At 70.4% G+C, this 16681-nt stretch carries 14 protein-coding genes and 1 tRNA gene; 7 read left to right on the top strand and 8 right to left on the bottom strand.

The window, feature by feature from the left end; genetic code table 11:
- Positions 1-104: 104 nt before the first annotated feature.
- Both flhA and MKK52_RS27130 read left to right on the top strand, forming a co-directional pair.
- Positions 105-2252, top strand: coding sequence for a flagellar biosynthesis protein FlhA (gene flhA, locus MKK52_RS14665; RefSeq protein WP_243954973.1), 2148 nt, complete (start codon positions 105-107; stop codon positions 2250-2252).
- A gap of 177 nt (positions 2253-2429) precedes the next feature.
- Positions 2430-3566 carry a GGDEF domain-containing protein gene (locus tag MKK52_RS27130; protein WP_243954970.1) on the top strand — a complete coding sequence of 379 codons (1137 nt, stop codon included), beginning with the start codon at positions 2430-2432 and terminating at the stop codon, positions 3564-3566.
- A 7-nt stretch (positions 3567-3573) separates the two neighbouring features.
- Here MKK52_RS27130 and MKK52_RS14655 read toward each other — a convergent pair whose 3' ends face one another.
- The 3 genes from MKK52_RS14655 to fliI all read right to left on the bottom strand — a co-directional run bounded on the left by MKK52_RS14655 (position 3574) and on the right by fliI (position 6578).
- Positions 3574-4641 (bottom strand): lysylphosphatidylglycerol synthase domain-containing protein, encoded by a 1068-nt coding sequence (locus MKK52_RS14655; RefSeq protein WP_243954968.1) that lies wholly within the window; start codon positions 4639-4641, stop codon positions 3574-3576.
- A 117-nt stretch (positions 4642-4758) separates the two neighbouring features.
- A complete protein-coding gene (gene fliJ, locus MKK52_RS14650; RefSeq protein WP_243954966.1) occupies positions 4759-5166 on the bottom strand; it encodes a flagellar export protein FliJ in 408 nt (135 codons plus the stop codon).
- A gap of 59 nt (positions 5167-5225) precedes the next feature.
- A complete protein-coding gene (gene fliI / locus MKK52_RS14645; protein ID WP_243954964.1) occupies positions 5226-6578 on the bottom strand; it encodes a flagellar protein export ATPase FliI in 1353 nt (450 codons plus the stop codon).
- A gap of 425 nt (positions 6579-7003) precedes the next feature.
- Between fliI and ctrA the strand changes: the two genes are divergently transcribed.
- Positions 7004-7705: a response regulator transcription factor CtrA gene (gene ctrA, locus MKK52_RS14640; RefSeq protein ID WP_238250123.1), complete on the top strand. Its 702-nt coding sequence runs from the start codon at positions 7004-7006 to the stop codon at positions 7703-7705.
- Positions 7706-7773: 68 nt separating this feature from the next.
- Here ctrA and MKK52_RS14635 read toward each other — a convergent pair whose 3' ends face one another.
- Complete coding sequence (locus MKK52_RS14635; RefSeq protein WP_243954962.1) at positions 7774-8487, bottom strand: S1 family peptidase; 714 nt, start codon at positions 8485-8487, stop codon at positions 7774-7776.
- A 67-nt stretch (positions 8488-8554) separates the two neighbouring features.
- Complete coding sequence (cysS, locus tag MKK52_RS14630) at positions 8555-9937, bottom strand: cysteine--tRNA ligase (protein WP_243954960.1); 1383 nt, start codon at positions 9935-9937, stop codon at positions 8555-8557.
- A 309-nt stretch (positions 9938-10246) separates the two neighbouring features.
- On the opposite strand from cysS, the gene MKK52_RS14625 reads away from it, so the two are divergent.
- Positions 10247-10594 carry a hypothetical protein gene (locus MKK52_RS14625; protein WP_243954958.1) on the top strand — a complete coding sequence of 116 codons (348 nt, stop codon included), beginning with the start codon at positions 10247-10249 and terminating at the stop codon, positions 10592-10594.
- Between the two features lie 12 nt (positions 10595-10606).
- On the opposite strand, the gene MKK52_RS14620 is transcribed toward MKK52_RS14625, so the two are convergent.
- A complete protein-coding gene (locus tag MKK52_RS14620) occupies positions 10607-11125 on the bottom strand; it encodes a CreA family protein (RefSeq protein WP_243954956.1) in 519 nt (172 codons plus the stop codon).
- Between the two features lie 158 nt (positions 11126-11283).
- On the opposite strand from MKK52_RS14620, the gene MKK52_RS14615 reads away from it, so the two are divergent.
- The 3 genes from MKK52_RS14615 to mdcB all read left to right on the top strand — a co-directional run bounded on the left by MKK52_RS14615 (position 11284) and on the right by mdcB (position 15291).
- Positions 11284-12333 (top strand): DUF2865 domain-containing protein, encoded by a 1050-nt coding sequence (locus MKK52_RS14615; protein ID WP_243954954.1) that lies wholly within the window; start codon positions 11284-11286, stop codon positions 12331-12333.
- 58 nt (positions 12334-12391) lie between these two features.
- Positions 12392-14392: an OmpA family protein gene (locus MKK52_RS14610; RefSeq protein ID WP_243954951.1), complete on the top strand. Its 2001-nt coding sequence runs from the start codon at positions 12392-12394 to the stop codon at positions 14390-14392.
- A gap of 77 nt (positions 14393-14469) precedes the next feature.
- On the top strand, positions 14470-15291 hold the full coding sequence (gene mdcB, locus MKK52_RS14605) for a triphosphoribosyl-dephospho-CoA synthase MdcB (protein WP_243954949.1): 822 nt from the start codon (positions 14470-14472) through the stop codon (positions 15289-15291).
- 6 nt (positions 15292-15297) lie between these two features.
- Here the strand turns inward: mdcB and MKK52_RS14600 are convergent, their stop codons facing one another.
- Positions 15298-16344: a DUF2778 domain-containing protein gene (locus MKK52_RS14600; RefSeq protein WP_243954947.1), complete on the bottom strand. Its 1047-nt coding sequence runs from the start codon at positions 16342-16344 to the stop codon at positions 15298-15300.
- Positions 16345-16541: 197 nt separating this feature from the next.
- Positions 16542-16616: transfer RNA gene (locus MKK52_RS14595), tRNA-Thr, on the bottom strand.
- Positions 16617-16681: the final 65 nt, after the last annotated feature.

Below are 16681 nucleotides of genomic sequence, written 5' to 3'. Positions count from 1 at the left end.
CGATCAAACCCCGGGGCGGCGCGCGGTTCCGGTTAACGGGCCGCTAACCATCCGCCCGGCAAATCTTGCCGGGTGGGACGGGCGGGGCCCGGCGGGGGAGCGGAATGAGCGAGGTGGCCACGCCGACGGGTGGGGGGATCGGCGGCGCGGCGGCGTTCCTCGGCCAGATCGGCCTGCCGAGCCGGGGCGACCTTCAGGCGCTCTCGCGCCGGTCGGACCTGTTCCTCGCGACGGGCGTGCTCGGCATCCTCGCGGTGCTCATCTTCCCGCTGCCCTCGGTGCTGCTCGATCTGCTGCTGGCGGTGTCGATCATCCTGTCGGTGCTGATCATGATGGTGGGGCTGTCGATCGACAACCCACTGGAATTCACCGTCTTCCCGACATTGCTGCTCATCGCGACGATGCTGCGGCTCGCCCTGAACCTCGCCTCGACGCGGCTGATCCTCGGCCACGGGCACGAGGGCACCGCCGCCGCCGGCCACGTCATCGAGGCGTTCGGCCAGTTCGTGATGGGCGGCAATTTCCTCATCGGGATCATCGTCTTCGCGATCCTCATCATCGTGAACTTCGTCGTCATTACGAAGGGCTCGGGGCGCATCGCCGAAGTCGCGGCGCGCTTCACCCTCGATGCGATGCCCGGCAAGCAAATGGCCATCGACGCCGATCTCTCGGCGGGGCTCATCGACGAGAAGGCCGCCAAGGCCCGCCGCGCCGCCCTCGAAGAGGAATCGGCCTTCTTCGGCGCCATGGACGGCGCCTCGAAGTTCGTGCGCGGCGACGCGGTGGCGGCGCTGCTCATCACCTTCATCAACGTCATCGGCGGCATCATCATCGGCGTGGCGCAGCAGGGCCTGAGCTTCGGCGACGCCGCCAAGAGCTACACCCTGCTCACCATCGGCGACGGACTCGCGAGCCAGGTGCCGGCGCTCATCGTCTCGACGGCCGCCGGCATCCTCGTCTCGAAGGCCGGCGTGCGCGGCGCCGCCGACAAGGCGCTCGGCAAGCAGCTCGCCAACTACCCGAAGGCCCTCGGCATGTCGGCAGCGGTCATGCTGCTGATCGGCCTCCTGCCCGGCATGCCGATCCTGCCCTTCATGTTGCTCGGCGGGGGAGCGGGCTACGCCGCCTGGAAGCTCAACAAGACGGCCAAGGAGGCGCCGGTTGTCGATGCGCAGGGCAAGCCGGTGGAGCCCGCACCCGGCGGCGCCGCCGCGAAGGAGGAGACGGTCACCGACCTCCTGAAGCTCGACGACCTGAAACTGGAGATGGGCTACGCCCTGCTGCCGCTGGTGAACGGCGAGGGGCAGGACAGGCTCACCGACCAGATCAAGGCCCTGCGCCGCCAGCTGGCGGCCGAACTCGGCTTCGTGATGCCCTCGGTGCGCATCCTCGACAACGTACAGCTCGACGCCAACGCCTACGTGGTGCGGGTGAAGGAGATCGAGGCCGGCACAGGCAAGATCTTCCCGGGCCAGTTCATGGCGATGGACCCGATGGGCGGGCAGGTCCAGCTGCCCGGCCAGCACATGCTGGAGCCGACCTTCGGCCTGCCCGCGACCTGGATCGACGCCTCCCTGCGCGACGACGCCCAGCTCAAGGGCTACACGGTGGTGGATGCCGCCACCGTCGTCTCGACTCATCTCACTGAGGTCATCAAGGCGCATGTCTCCGAGCTTCTGAACCATGTCGAGGTGCAGAAGCTGATGCGCGAATTGCCGAAGGAGCACGGCGACCTGCTCAAGGAGGTCTGCCCGTCGCAGATCTCCACCACCGGCATCCAGCGCGTGCTGCAATTCCTCCTGTCCGAGCGGGTCTCGATCCGCGATCTCGGCACCATCGTGGAGGGCATCGCGGAGGTCGCCGGGGGCGTGAAGAACCCGCGCGACGTCGTGGAGCATGTCCGCGCCCGCCTCGGCCGCCAGATCTGCGCCCAGTACCAGGGGCCGGACGGCGCCCTGCCCATCGTCACCCTGTCCCCCGCCTGGGAGCAGGCCTTCGCGGACTCGATCATCGGCGAGCGCGAGGAACGCTACCTCGCGATGCAGCCCTCCAAGCTTTCGGAGTTCGTGAACGCCGTGCGCGACCGGTTCGAATCGGCCGCGCGCATGGGCGAGATGCCGGTCCTCGTGACCTCGGCGCAGTCCCGGCCCTTCGTGCGCTCGATCATCGAGCGGTTCCGCCGAGAGACCCCGGTCATGAGCCAGGCCGAGATCCATCCCCGCGCCCGGCTGCGGACGGTCGGCTCGATCTGAGAGCCGTTCCCTGTCAGATCGGGATTCGGTAAGATGCGTTGTATCCGTGCAGGCACAACAACAAGTTGCAAAGGCCTAGCGCAATTTAACCGTGTCTATAGCGGAGAAATCAATCCTTAATACGTAGGATGGCTCCTTCACTGCATCGGCCATTGCATGCAGTCAGAGGGTTTGTCCGTGGAGATCACCCGCCAGGACACGTTCCGCGAGACGCCGGAAGTGCGGGCGCTGCTGGTGGCGGACCTCGCCTATTCGCTGGTTCCAACCAGCATCATGGGCGTGACGCTGGTTGGCGTCAGCCTGTTCATCCATGCCGCCATCGGTACGGACCTGCTGCTGGCCGCCGCGATCTGGGGCGGCCTCGCCTGCCTCGGAAAACTGGTGGTGATGGCGGTGCAGGTCCGCATGGCCCGAAACGGCATCCCCGATGCGCGGATGGCCGCGCGGTTCGAGGCGGCGCATCTCGTCGTGACCGTCGGGATGGCCTCGGCGGTGGGGGCCGTGACCTTCGCCGTCTTCCGCCAGTCCGGCCTCCAGCTTCAGTTGCTCGCGACCGGGATGCTGTTCGGCTACAGCTCCGGCATCGTCGCCCGCGTGGCGGTTCGGCCCGGCATCGCGATCACCTCCCTGCTCGTGGCGGGCGTGCCGGCCGTGAGCGCGGCGGCGTCATGGGACGACACGCCCCACCGGGTGATCGCCCTGATCTTCCTCGTCTTCCTGATCGGCTCCTTCGAGAGCGTACGCCACGCCCATTCCACCGCCGTGCGGCACGTCGCCGTGCGGATCGACATGGCCCGGCTCGCGCGCAAAGACCCGCTGACGGGCCTGGAGAACCGGCTCGGCCTGCGCCGGGCATTCGCGCGCCACGAGACCGAGACCGGTCCGCTGGTCGCGATCCACTGCCTGGATCTCGACGGCTTCAAGGGCATCAACGACCGCTTCGGCCACGCGGCGGGCGATGCCGTCCTGGCCGAGGTTGCGCGGCGCCTCGTCATGGCCGCGCCCGCCGACGCAACGGTGGCCCGGATGGGCGGCGACGAGTTCGTGGTGCTGCAGAGGGCCGTCCGCCGGCCGGAGGAGGCCGAGGATCTGGCCGACCGGATCCACGGGCAATTGCGCGAGCCGATGCGGATCGACGGGCGCGGCCTGAGCGTGGGGGTGAGCCTCGGCTATGCCGTCGCCGGGGCACGGGGGGCGCAGCTGGAAGACCTGCTGCGCCGGGCGGACGAGGCCTCGTACCGGGTCAAGCGGGCGGGCGGTGGGGTGTCGGCCGGAGCCGTCGCCCCGGCGCCCCGCCTGCGCGACGTGGCCTGAGCCGCGCTCAGACCGCCTTGCGCTTGAGGTCCCGCTCCAGTTCGTGGGCATCCAGGCCCGGCACCGAGACCGGCGCCTCCGGCACGGGCTTCGGCGGCCTCGGATGGGCGGCCGTGCCGATGGCGGCGGCGAGACGGGAGCGCTCGAAGGCCACCACGACGACGATCGAGATCAGCGCCGGAATCCAGAAGTAGAAGATGCGGAACACGATCACCGCCGCGATCACCGCGTCCTTCTGGGCGGCGTCGGTAATGTGCATGGCGGTGATGAACACGATCTCGAATACGCCGAGGCCGCCGGGGGCGTGCGAGGCGAGCGCCACGGAGAACGAGGCGAGGAAGATCGCGAGCACCGGGATGAAGCCGGGGTTCATGGCATCCGGCAGGGCGAAGTAGATGATGCCCGCCGCGCCGAGCAGTTCGAGGGGCGCCGCCAGGAGCTGGCGCGCCATGATGCCGGGGCGGGGATATTCGAGCTTGAACGAGCGGATGTGCAGCGGCCGAAGCCGCAGGATCGAGCCCGCCGCGTAGAGCGCCACGAAGGCGAGCATGCCGGCACCGACGATATAGGCGGTCTTCGGATCGGTGAGGAAGGTCGGCAGCTTGCCGTCGAGGCGGGTGAGGAGTTCGGGGTCGATGACGAGCGTCAGGCCGCCGAGGAACACCGTGCCGAGGAAGAAGGTGAAGGAGCACAGGGCGACCAGCACCGCCACCTGCGCCGCCGTGAGGCCCTTGGCCGTGTAGGCGCGGTAGCGCACCAGGGCGCCGGAGAAGACCGAGGCGCCGATGTTGTGCGAGAGCGCGTAGGTCGTGAACGAGCAGAGCGAGACGAACAGCCACGAGATGTGGCGCACGCCCAGATGCAGCAGCGCGATCCGGTCGTACCAGGCCAGGGCGGCGTAGGCGACGAGGGTCGAGAGCGCCGCGAGCAGGATCCGGTGAGGCGGGATCGCGAGGATCGCGTCGCCGATCGCCGAGATCGAGGTGGTCTTGAGCTCCTGATACAGGAAATAGCCCGAGATCGCGACGGCCGCGAGGCCGATGAGCGGCCAGAGGAACTCGCTGAGCTTCTTCATGGATGATGACGCCTCGGGAACGGCCCCTGATGCGCCACTAAGCGGCGCGCCGCAACCCGGTGGACCCGGTTGCCGGCGCGCTCCCATGTCATCCGATCGTGACGGTTTCGTGCAGGCTCAAGCGCGGGCGCGGTTGAGGCCGATTCCGTCCATGGCCGCCTGATCGCGGGCATTCTCGGCAGCGCGCTCGGCGGACCGCTCGCGGTCGTCGAGGATCTCGACCTTCTTCAACTCCTCGAAGGCTTCGCCGAGCTCGGCCTTCGCCTCGGCCAACTGGCCTTCGAGGGCTTGGGCCGATTGGCGCATGTTGTCCCGTCGGGTCGCCGCCGCGCGGGCATAGGTCGGGTACGCAAAGTGACCGACGTCGGTGATGCCGGCGCGGGACTCCTCCATGGCGACTTCCCGATCAAGTTCGGTCGCCATGCGGTTGAAGTCCGCCATCATCATCTCGATCTGGGTCACGCGGCGACGCTTCTCATCGACCTGAAAGCGTCGCAGGCGGATCAGCGTGTCACGCGATTTCATTGAGGGACGCTCACTCCACGCGGTGCGCGCCGGCCATTGCCGCCCGATGCGCGACTCGTTCAGGCTCCCCCGACGATCTGGGCGAGCCGTGCGTAACCATCGCTGATGGACGTTGCTTCTTCCTTACCCTGCCCCAGAAAAGCCTCAAGATCTGGCATGAGCGCCACCGCCTCATCGACCTCCTGGGACGAGCCGGCGCGGTAGGCGCCGAGCCGGATCAGCTCCTCCATGTCCGCGTAGGTGGAGAGGACCCGCCGCGCCCGGCGCACCACCGGGAGGTAGCCCGGGTCGCAGGAGCGCGGCATGGTGCGCGACACCGAGCGCAGCACGTTGATCGCCGGGTAGCGCCCCCGCTCCGCGATGGAGCGCTCCATCACGATATGCCCGTCGAGGATGCCGCGCACGGCATCCGCCACCGGCTCGTTGTGGTCGTCGCCCTCGACCAACACTGTAAAGAGAGCCGAGATGGTGCCGGCCCCGACCCCCGGCCCGGCCCGTTCGAGCAGGCGCGGCAATTCGGAGAAGACGGTCGGCGTGTAGCCCTTGGCGGTCGGCGGCTCCCCCGCCGCGAGGCCGATGTCCCGCTGGGCCATGGCGAAGCGGGTGATCGAGTCGATCATGCACAGCACGCGCGCGCCCTGGTCGCGAAAGTGCTCGGCAACCGACAAAGTTACATAGGCCGCGTTGCGCCGCATCAGCGCCGGCTCGTCCGAGGTCGCGACCACGACGACGGAGCGGGCGAGGCCCGCCGCGCCGAGGTCGTCCTGCAGGAACTCCTGCACTTCGCGTCCCCGCTCGCCGACGAGGCCGATCACCGCCACGTCCGCCGCCGTGTAGCGCGCGAGCATGGAGAGCAGCACCGACTTGCCGACGCCGCTGCCGGCGAAGATGCCCATGCGCTGCCCGGCGCACATCGTGAGGAAGGTGTTGATGCAGCGGATGCCGAGATCGAGGGGCGCCCCGACCCTCTGCCGGGCATGGGCCGGCGGCGGATCGGCCCGCAACGGGTAGATCTGCCCGCCCTGCGTCAGCGGCCCGAGCCCATCCACAGGTCTTCCGAGGGCGTCGATGACGCGGCCGAGCCAGTCGCCTGAGGGGCGGATCGCCCCGGCGGCCTCGTCGCGCACGAAGGCGGGGCAGCCCCGGCGCACGCCCTCCAGGGAGCCGAAGGGCATGGCCAGCGCCCGGTCCCCCTGGAAGCCGATGATCTCGCAGGGGATCGTGCCCTGCCCGCCCGCGCCTTCGATATCGAGGCGCCCGCCGAGGCGCATCGCGGCCACCGGCCCGGCGACCTCGACCAGAAGGCCCCGAATGGCCACGACGCGGCCGTAGGTCGACAGCGTTTCGACCCGCTCCAGGCCGCCGATCGCCGCCGACAAATTCGCAACGGTTCTTGCCGGCTCGTTCGCCAACGGCCTCGTCCTCAACGGTTCGTTTACCCGCCTCCTTAACACTGCGGTCATCGGGCTTGTAGCGGCCTGGTGCGGGCCGACTTTCCTGCCCCCTCCCCCACGCATTGCCGTCGGGGTGTGGCAGGTGGGTGACGCCTCTGCGCCGGATCGTTGCGGTCGAAGCACTTAGAGTCGTGTCGCGGGCGAAACGCACCGCGGTCGAGGGGACGCCGAGGCGTTCCGCCATCGATGCCGGGGGAAATTTCTCCGGCCAAGCTGGTCGATCGCGCAAGTAAGAGCTTGCGGGCGGGAATCAGGTTTTGTTAACGATTAACTCATAGCGTTTCACGTCAAGAGCGGTGGGGCGCCTGTCCACAGGCCGGTGGCAGGCTGTCGACGGGGACGTGTGCGCGCACTGATACGGCCGGCTGGGCTGGGGACCGACGATGCGGGTACTTCTGATCGAGGACGATAGCGCTACGGCGCAAAGCATCGAGTTGATGCTGAAGTCCGAGAACTTTAACACGTACACGACTGATCTTGGGGAAGAGGGTATCGACCTCGGGAAGCTGTACGACTACGACATCATCCTCCTCGACCTGAACCTGCCCGACATGTCGGGCTACGAGGTGCTTCGCAACCTTCGCGTCGCGAAGGTGAAGACCCCGATCCTGATCCTGTCCGGCCTCGCCGGCATCGAGGACAAGGTGAAGGGCCTCGGCTTCGGCGCCGACGACTATCTCACCAAGCCGTTCCACAAGGATGAACTTGTGGCGCGCATCCACGCCATCGTCCGCCGGTCGAAGGGCCACGCCCAGTCGGTCATCACCACGGGCGACCTGATCGTGAACCTCGATCAGAAGACCGTCGAGGTCGGCGGCGCCCGCGTCCACCTCACCGGCAAGGAGTACCAGATGCTGGAACTCCTCTCCCTGCGGAAGGGCACGACCCTCACCAAGGAGATGTTCCTCAACCATCTCTACGGCGGCATGGACGAGCCCGAGTTGAAGATCATCGACGTCTTCATCTGCAAGCTGCGCAAGAAGCTGGCCAACGCCAGCCAGGGCAAGAATTACATCGAGACCGTTTGGGGCCGCGGCTACGTGCTGCGCGAGCCGATGGACGGCGAGGAGCGCATGGCGGTCTGATCCGCCTTTCCTTACCCAGCCTCGAACGCCCCGCCGGCCTTCCGCCGCGCGGGGCTTTTTCATACGCGTCAGCGAACGCCCGAGCCGCTGAAGACCTGCGCCGCCGGGGCGACGATGACGTAGCTGCCGCAGGGCGCCGATTGCGAGATGACCGCGCTCGCCACACCCCAGACATAGGTGCCGCCCCGATCCGTCGCGACGACCGGGCCGCCCGAATCACCGAGGCAGATCCGGCCGCCGCCATCGACGCGTGCGATGGTCAGCCCAGTGCTGGTCGAGGCCACCGGGGTCAGCCCCGCCGTGCGCAGGCGGCCGACGCCCGTGCGCGAGAGGCCAGCGCCCGCGAAGCGCAGGTGCTTCGGCACGCGGCTCGGGTCGCTCGCCAGTGGCACGGGACGGCGCCCGCGCACCGGCTCGGTGAGGCGCAGGACCGCGAGATCGACGGAGAGGTCGGCGATGCTGATGTCCGGCGCCGCGTTCGGCAGCATCTCGCCGGGATCGGGGCTGTAGCGGGCCGCGACCTTCGCCGCGTAAACGGGACGAACCGGGTTGCCGCCCTTGAAGAACACGACGAGGGCGCCGAGGGGATCGCCGTTCACGCAATGGGCGGCCGTCAGCACGAGATCCGGCGCGACGAGGACGCCGGAGCAGCGGGTGAGACGCAGCGCGTCCTCCGGCTTGGTGATCGTGCCGAGGCCGACCGTGGCCTGGGCGAGGGCATCCCCGCCCGCCACCGACCCGCCGTCGATGGCGTGTCCGGGTGAGGCGGACAAGACCGCCATGACCGCCGCCAGACAGAGGCGGACCCTACCGACGATGCGCAAATGCGTGCTCCCGAGTGATCCGCGCTCAGCCGGCGACGGTCCAGGTGGTGGTGCCGTCCTTGTTGTCCTTCACCGCCACGCCCATCGCCGCCAGGGCGTCGCGGGCGCGGTCGGAAGCCGCCCAGTCCTTCGCCGCCCGCGCCTCCTTGCGGGCCGCGATCAGCGCCTCGACCGCAGCAACATCGATGCCGGAGGCGGCGACGCGGGAATCCTCGCGCTCCGAGCGGGTCTGCCGGAGGAAGCCGAGGATAGTGCCCGCCGCGCGCAGGGCTTCCGGCGCCGTCAGCTTGTGCAGCTCGGCCATGGCCGCCGGGGTGTTCAGGTCGTCGAGGAGCGGCGCGAGCACGCTCTCCGGCATACCGCCCGCCGGCTCGGCATCGCCGGCCGTGGCGTACCAGCGGTCCAGCATCCGGCTGGATTCCTCCAGCCCGCGAAGGGTCCAGTCGATCGGCTGGCGGTAATGCGTCTTCAGCATGTTGAGGCGCACGACCTCGCCCGGCCAATCGTCCAGCACCTGCCGGATGGTGATGAAGTTGCCGAGGGACTTCGACATCTTCTCCCCTTCGACCTGCAGGAAGCCGTTGTGCATCCACACGTTGGCCATCACCGGCGTGCCGAAGCAGCAGCGCGACTGCGCCACCTCGTTCTCGTGATGGGGGAAGATCAGGTCGATCCCGCCCGCATGGATGTCGAAGGTCTGGCCGAGGTGCTTGGCCGACATGGCCGAGCACTCGATGTGCCAGCCCGGCCGTCCCGGCGCCGCGATCCCGCAGGGCGACGGCCACGAGGGCTCGCCCGGCTTCGAGGGCTTCCACAGCACGAAATCGAGGGGCGAGCGCTTGTAAGGAGCGACCTCGACGCGGGCGCCGGCCTCCATCTCGTCCAGGGGCCGCTTCGAGAGCCGGCCGTAATCCGGCATGGAGGGCACGTCGAACAAGACATGCCCGTCCGCCACGTAGGCGTGGCCCGCCGCGACCAGACCTTCGATCATCGCCGTCATCTCAGCAATGTGATCGGTGGCGCGGGGCTCGATGAAGCGCGGGGGTTCGCCCGGCCGGTTCACGTCGTCCGGCATCAGGATGCCGAGGTCGCGCACGTCCCTGTGGAACTGCGCCAGCGTCCCGTCGGTGAGTTCGCGGATGGTGATGCCGCGCTCGGCGGCGCGGGCGTTGATCTTGTCGTCCACGTCCGTGACGTTGCGGGCGTAGGTGACGTGCGCCGGCCCGTAGAGGTGGCGCAGCAGCCGGAACAGCAGGTCGAAGACGATGATCGGCCTGGCATTTCCGATATGGGCGGCGTCGTAGACGGTGGGTCCGCAGGCGTAGAGGCGCACGTTGCCGGGATCGATCGGGCGGAAGGCGTCCTTCTGGCCGGTCAGCGTGTTGTAGAGCCGCAACATCGGCGCCATGAAACCCCGTTCCTCCCGGCCGCCCTGCCTCGCGACCGATCTCCCCATGACCCCTCCCCCAGAGGGGGCGAGGCGGCCGTCCGGCGGCGGCGCGGCGAAACCGTGGCGATCCGCCGGGCTCGGCCCGCACGCCTGTTGCACCGCCGCGACGGTGTTTGGCGCCCGATGGGGCTAACGCAAAAGGGTGAGGATTTCGAGAAGAGAGACGGGCGGCGGGACCGCGCAGGGGCGTAAGGGTTCCTTAACGCTCCTCTCCGACCGTCCCCTCAGCGATCGTCACGTCACCGTTCCCGTGACAGAGGAAACCCCATGCGACGCAAAGCTGCCGGATCCCTTGCCATTGCCGCGTTTACGGCGCTCGGCCTCGCCGGGCAGGCCCTCGCGGGCAGCGACGGCGAGACGCCCCGCATGGCGGCGAACCATGTCGAGAAGACCTTCCTGATCCCCTCCAGCGACGGCTACGGCGTGGCCGATTGCCTGACCTCGCCGGGCAGCGAGTGCGGGCAGGTCGTCGCCAACGCGTGGTGCGAATCCCAGGGCTTCGCCTCCGCCGGCTCCTACGGCACCGCCGCCGCCGACGAGTATACCGGCGCCATCGAGCAGCCGGCCGTCACCAAGCCGGCCGACCGCCCGATCCGCATCACCTGCCAGGATTGATCGGCAGGCTTGTCACTTCACGAAGTCGGAGCATTTGGCGGCCGGCTCCGTGCCCCAGGGGGCCAGCGGCACCGCCGAGGTGGAGTTCTTCGGCGAACCCTGAATCACCTTGTCCGAATAGACCATGTAGATCAGCGTGTTGCGCGCCGCGTCGCAGCCGCGGACGATCTGCATCGACTTGAAGATCAGCGAGCGACGCTCGCTGAACACCACCTCGCCCTGCTTCAGGTTGTTCTGCTTGAACTGCACCGGGCCGGTCTGGCGGCAGGCGAGGGAGATGTCCGACACGTCCTCGGCGAGGCCGAGGGTGCCCTTGATCCCGCCCTTCTCGGGCTGCGTGTACCAGCACGCCACGCCCGTGACGGCGGGATCGTCGATCCCGTAGACGACGAGCTTGTCGTTCGGCGTCAGCGGACGCCACACCGTGGACTTGTCGAAGATCCGGTCGGGATCCTGCGCCAGGGCCGCCGAGGCGGCCGACACCGCCAGCGCGGCGGCGAGACCGAACCGGGTGAGACTGCGAAACAACATGGGCTGCGAATTCCCCCGTGACGATACGGGGACGGATGTAGGAGGGGTGACGCCCGGCTGCGAGGAGGACTAATGTTGTATTCGTCTCCCACGCGAACACGAACCGGCCGCGCCGCGGTCGCTGCCTGATTCTGAGCGCGATTTCAGCGATGACACGGATGCGTTCCACGCCGTTTGCCAGCCCGGCCCGCCACGTCCTGGCGGCGCTGGCGCTCGTCGTCGGGCTCGGCGCGGCCCCCGCCGCCGCCCTGCCGTCGCCGATGCCGGAGACGCCGGATTCGCCCGCGAGGGTCGAGCCCGTGGCGCCGCAGCCGCAACTGCCATCCCCCGAGTGCCGCCGCTACCGGGCGGAGCTGGCCTCAATCCAGACCGGGGCCAGCGCGACCCGCGCCCTGCAGGACGAAATCGGCCGTCTGCAGACATACTTCCGCAGCCTCAATTGCGAGGGCGGCAAGTTCCTCTTCTTCGACACCCGCCCCCCGCAATGCGGCGCGGTGGAGCAGCGCATCCGCGCCCTCAACGCCACCTATGGCGGCGCGGTGATCGACGACAACGGCGCCCGCAAGCGCGAATTGCAGTCCCTCGTGGCCCGTACCTGCCCGGCGCGGGAGAGCGCGCCCACGGGCGAGAGCTACGCGAGGGGCGGCGGGCAGGTGATCTGCGTGCGCACCTGCGACGGCGGCTACTTCCCGATGCCGAACCTGCCGGAGGGTCGCGGCGGCGCCGACGAGATGTGTCAGGCCCTCTGCCCCGGCACCGAGGCGGTGGCCTATTCGATGCCGCATGGCGACGAGGCGCTGAAGCAGGCGGCGACCGTGAAGGGCAGCCGCGCCTATACGAGCCTCGCCAACGCGTTCAAGTTCCGCAAGGCCTTCGTGCCGAACTGCTCCTGCAAGCCGGACGGCAAGACCTGGGCGCAATCCCTGGTGAAGGCCGAGAGCATGCTCGTGCGGCACAAGGGGGACATCTTCGTCACGCCGATGCAGGCCGAGGCCCTGTCGCGTCCCAAGGTGCGCCTGACCCTCGTCGGCCGCGCCGACCGGACGGCGGCCGAACTCGCCGCCGACGCAGCGGGCCGCGCCGGGATCGACGGCGGCAAGACGGGCGAGGAAAAAGTCGACACGGCGGAAATCCATAAGGGCGAGCACGTTGCCGTCCGCGTGATCGCCCCCGATCTGGTGGCCGTACCGGCCCGCATGACCCCCTGAACACGGAACCATTCGGCCTCTGCGAAGTTCGGTACCGCCCGTACTGAACGAGATGCCGATGCAGCGTTTCCGCCTCCTTCTCCTGGCCGGCACCGTCCTGCCCGCCCTTGCCCTCGCCCAGGTCGCCGCCGCGCGGCCGGAAGGCATCGTCGTGGCCCAGGGGGGCCCCGAGGAGCGCGGACCCGGCGGCCCCGGTCATGGCGGCCCCGGTGGACCGGGTGGTCCTGGCGTCCCTCGTCCAGGTCCCGGCCCCGAGCGGGGTGGCCCCGAGCGTGGCGGTCCCGCACCGGCCCAGCGCGAACGTCCCGAGCCGCGCCCCGAGCGCGCACCGCCCGCCGCCCGCGAACGGCCGGAGCCGCGCGAGGCACCCGAGCCGCGCCAGCAACGTCCCGAGCCCCGCGAGGAGCGGCAGGCCCCGCCGCGTCCGCAGCCGCAGCAGCAGCGCGAGCAGCGGCCGGATCGCGACGAGCGCCGGCAGCAGCAACAAGACGAGCGGCCGCAGCGCCAGCCGCGCGAGGACCGTCGGCCGGATGCCCGTCCGGACGCACCGGAGCCGCGCCAGCAGCGTCCCGAGCCGCGCGAGGATCGTCAGGCCCCGCCGCGTCCGCAGCCGCAGGGTGGCCCCGACCGTCCCGACCGTCCCGGCCCGGATCGTGGTCCGCAGGATCGCGACAACCGCCCCGGTCCCGACCGCGCGCCTCCCGGCGCCGAGCGCAACGCGCAGCCGCCCGCTCCGAACGCGGCACCGGGCGTGCCCGGCCGCCCCGTGCAGCGCCCGGACGACGGCCCCCGCCCCGGTGGCGACCGCAACGCGCCGCCGCCGGCCCCGAACGCCGCGCCCGGCGCTCCGGGTGCTCCCGGCCAGCCCGGCCCGCGCCCCGAGGGCGCGCCCGGTGCCGAGCCGAACCGTCCGCTGCCGCCGAACATGCGGCCCGGCGTCCCCGGCCGTCCGTTCCAGCCGCCGGGCCAGCCGGCCCCGAACGCGGCCCCCGGCGCGCCGGGTGAAGTCCCCGGCCAGCCGCCGGGCCAGGGCCAGTTCCGCGACGACCGGGGTGGCCCCGGCGGCGCCGCGCGTAGCGACTTCAACGCGCCCGGACGCCCCGGCTACATCCCCGGCGGCTTCCGCGAGAACGATCAGGTGCGCGACTACGAGCAGGTCCGCCGCGACCGGCGCGAGTTCAGCGCGGACGGCCGCACCTATTACCGCGAGCCCGGCCGCGTCATCGTGCAGGACCGGAACGGCTACCTGATCCGCCACGACGAGAACGAGCGGTTCCGCGACCTCGACCCCCGTGGCTACCGCTACGAGCGCCGGGGCGACGACTACATCAGCTACATCGATCGCCCCGGCGGCGACCGCATCTACACGGTCACCGACGACGACGGCCGGCTGCTGCGCCGCTATCGCCGGTTCCCGGACGGGCGCGAGGTCGTCATCATCGACAACAGCTACGCCGGCCCGCTGCGCCCGATCTACGACGACGTCGTGGTGCTGCCGCCGCCGGACATCCGCATCCCGCGCGACCGCTACGTGGTCGAGTACGATCAGGCCGATCCGGGGCTCGTCTACGAGGCCCTGACCGCCCCGCCGGTCGTCGCGGTGGACCGCCGCTACACCCTGGACCAGATCCGCTACAGCCCGGATCTGCGCGCCCGGATGCGCTCGGTCGACATCGACACGATCAATTTCGACACCGGCTCGTGGACCGTCACCCCCGATCAGGCCCGCCGCCTCTCGGTGATCGCCGACGCGATCAACAAGGCGATCCGCGCCAACCCGCAGGAAGTGTTCCTGATCGAGGGCTACACCGACGCGGTCGGCTCCGACATCGACAACTTGTCCCTGTCGGATCGCCGGGCGCAATCGGTGGCCACGGTGCTGACGCAGCAGTTCCAGGTGCCGCCGGAGAACCTGACGACCCAGGGCTACGGCGAACAGTACCTGAAGGTGAACACGCAGGGCGCCAGCCGCGAGAACCGTCGCGTCACCGTCCGGCGCATCACCCCGCTGTTGCAGCAGGGCAACGGCCAGGGCTCGGCCCCGCCGCCGCCCCGCTGAGCAAAAAACGCCCCTCTGCCATCATCGCGGAGACGGGCGTTATCGTGCGTGAGGGCTCAAGCGGTGTATGAGGCGGCGTGCCGAATCCCGCCTCAGCCACTCGCATCGCGGACCTCGCCCACCGCGCCCTGATCGACGAACTGGAGGCCTATCCGAAGCCGGGCCTCGTCAGCCCCGTCGATTCGGGCAGCCATCGCGACATGGACGCCGAGACGCTTCGGCGCAGCGCCGGCGCCATCGCCCCCTTCTTCGCCGACCTCGTTCGGGCCGGCGCGGCGGACGCCCCGCTCTCCGGCCTCCGCCGGATCGGCCTCGACGCCGAGGCGGCGATGCTCGCCGCGACCGGAGGGGTCAACGCCCATCGTGGAGCGATCTTCTCCCTGGGTCTGATCTGCGCCGCCGCCGGCCAGGCGGGCGAAATGGCCCTGTCTGCCGAGGCGCGGGCCGAACAGGTCGGCGCCCTTTGGGGCAACGAGATCGCCCGGCGGCCCGCCTCGCCCGTCACCCATGGCGGACGGGCATCCCTGCGCTACGGTGTCGGCGGGGCGAGCGCGGAGGCGGCGGCCGGCTTCCCCGCCGTGCGGGAGGTCGGCCTTCCGGCCCTTCGCCAGGGGCGCGACCTCGCGCCGGGCGATGGGCAGGCGGCGCGGATCCAGTGCCTGTTCGCCCTGATGGCCGAACTCGACGACACCAACCTGCTGCACCGGGGCGGCCCGGAGGGCTTGGACTTCGCCCAGAGCGCGGCGCGGGCCTTCCTCGACGCGGGCGGGGTCGGGGCGGTGGGGTGGCGGGAGCGGGCACTCGCCCTCCACCGCGCCTTCGTGGAAGCCCGCCTCAGCCCCGGCGGGGCGGCGGACCTGCTGGCGGTGACACTGTTCCTCGACAGCCTGTCGGACTGAGCGCGCTCAGTTGCGCGCCATCTGCACCGCGCCGGACGAGGCGAGGTTCGGCGGGGCGCCGCCCGAACCGGCGACGACGACGAGCTGGCGGATCTCGCCGCGCAGATACGAGTCGAGGAAGCGGCTGTAGTCCCGGAAGGAGACGCAGCCGTTCGAGGCGCCCGTCGGGCCAAGCATGAAAGTGTGCGCCAGGAGCCCGACCCGGCCATAGACCGCGTCCGGCCCGCCGACCGGCGTGAGCCGGATCGCCCGCACCCCGTGGAAGGGCTGCTCGCGCTCGGTCAGGGCGTAGGTGCCGGGAGGCGTCGCCCCGCGCATCCGCACGTTGACGTGGCGGGGGTCGTCCATGATCTCGCCGAGGCCGGAATGGGCTTCGAGCTTCTCGCCGCTCGGCAGGGTCACGATCCGGGCTGAGATATCGTAGATCGCGGTGCCGCCGTCACCCGAGGGCGGGGCCAGCGGCGGGCTGAGGCGCGGGCGCGGGGTGAGGTCGATGGGCTTCGTCTCCAGCGCCGTGTAGGCGCGGGCCGGCGAGGATTCGACGCCGAACAGCTTCTCGAGGAAGGAGCGGTTGTCCTCCGGTGCCGGCTGCGGCGGCAGGGCCGCCTCCTGGCGGACGGGGGCGCGGCCGGCGCGGCGGGGGGCGGTGCCCCGCAATTCCGGCGGACGCGGCACCGGCAGGGGCACCGTCATGGCCGTGCGCGGCGGGGTCGCCTCGGCGGCCGGGGGAACCGGAGCGGGCCCCTCCTCCGCGACGGGGGCGTCGGGGGCCGTCCAGGCCCAGCGCGAGAGCTTGCCGGAGAGATCGCTGTGCCAGGGGTCGAGCAGGTCCTGCGACGGGATCGGCGCGGCCTGCGCCGGGGCCTCGTCCTGCACCGGCTCGGGCATCCGCAGGGCAACCCGCTCCTCGGCGCGGGGCACGGGCAGGTCGGCGACGCGGCTCTGGCCGATGGCGGCGAGGGCCACCACGGCCGCGAGGAGGCCAAGCGGCGGCAGGCAGGAACGGCGGCGGCTCCGGGTCGGGCCAGCGGCGGGCTGCATGCGGTCGATCATCGGGACGCCCATCCTCCTCGTCGCGGGACGACGATCCCGCTGAGGCGCAATCAGCGTAACCGGAGGGGCGATTTCAGGGCGTGGATGTGATCGATCCGGGACGCAACCGGACGGTTTCGGGGCGAAACCGAGCGCAGGCCCGGTTTCCGCCGCAATTCAGCGGCCCGGCGCAACATTCTGCAATGAGGGGGAAGAAGTGGTGCCGGAGGAGGGATTTGAACCCCCGACCTTCGCTTTACGAAAGCGCTGCTCTACCACTGAGCTACACCGGCAACCCGCCGAACCCAGGGCTCGGACGCGGGAACGCTCATAGCCCCCCGCCCCGCTCAAAGCAAGA

It is taken from the genome of Methylobacterium sp. J-067 (genome assembly GCF_022829465.1).
Taxonomy (GTDB): domain Bacteria; phylum Pseudomonadota; class Alphaproteobacteria; order Rhizobiales; family Beijerinckiaceae; genus Methylobacterium; species Methylobacterium litchii.
The sequence above is the reverse complement of the archived record's forward strand: the minus strand, read 5'-3'. Positions and strand labels throughout refer to the sequence as shown.

Excerpts from the sequence above, each read along its gene's own strand:
- MKK52_RS14620 (WP_243954956.1), bottom strand. The coding sequence starts at position 11,125 with ATGTTGTTTCGCAGTCTCACCCGGTTCGGTCTCGCCGCCGCGCTGGCG.
- MKK52_RS14615 (WP_243954954.1), top strand. The coding sequence starts at position 11,284 with ATGCGTTCCACGCCGTTTGCCAGCCCGGCCCGCCACGTCCTGGCGGCG.
- MKK52_RS14635 (WP_243954962.1), bottom strand. The coding sequence starts at position 8,487 with ATGGCGGTCTTGTCCGCCTCACCCGGACACGCCATCGACGGCGGGTCG.
- MKK52_RS14625 (WP_243954958.1), top strand. The coding sequence starts at position 10,247 with ATGCGACGCAAAGCTGCCGGATCCCTTGCCATTGCCGCGTTTACGGCG.
- fliJ (WP_243954966.1), bottom strand. The coding sequence starts at position 5,166 with ATGAAATCGCGTGACACGCTGATCCGCCTGCGACGCTTTCAGGTCGAT.
- cysS (WP_243954960.1), bottom strand. The coding sequence starts at position 9,937 with ATGGCGCCGATGTTGCGGCTCTACAACACGCTGACCGGCCAGAAGGAC.
- MKK52_RS14610 (WP_243954951.1), top strand. The coding sequence starts at position 12,392 with ATGCAGCGTTTCCGCCTCCTTCTCCTGGCCGGCACCGTCCTGCCCGCC.
- MKK52_RS14600 (WP_243954947.1), bottom strand. The coding sequence starts at position 16,344 with ATGATCGACCGCATGCAGCCCGCCGCTGGCCCGACCCGGAGCCGCCGC.
- ctrA (WP_238250123.1), top strand. The coding sequence starts at position 7,004 with ATGCGGGTACTTCTGATCGAGGACGATAGCGCTACGGCGCAAAGCATC.
- flhA (WP_243954973.1), top strand. The coding sequence starts at position 105 with ATGAGCGAGGTGGCCACGCCGACGGGTGGGGGGATCGGCGGCGCGGCG.
- MKK52_RS14655 (WP_243954968.1), bottom strand. The coding sequence starts at position 4,641 with ATGAAGAAGCTCAGCGAGTTCCTCTGGCCGCTCATCGGCCTCGCGGCC.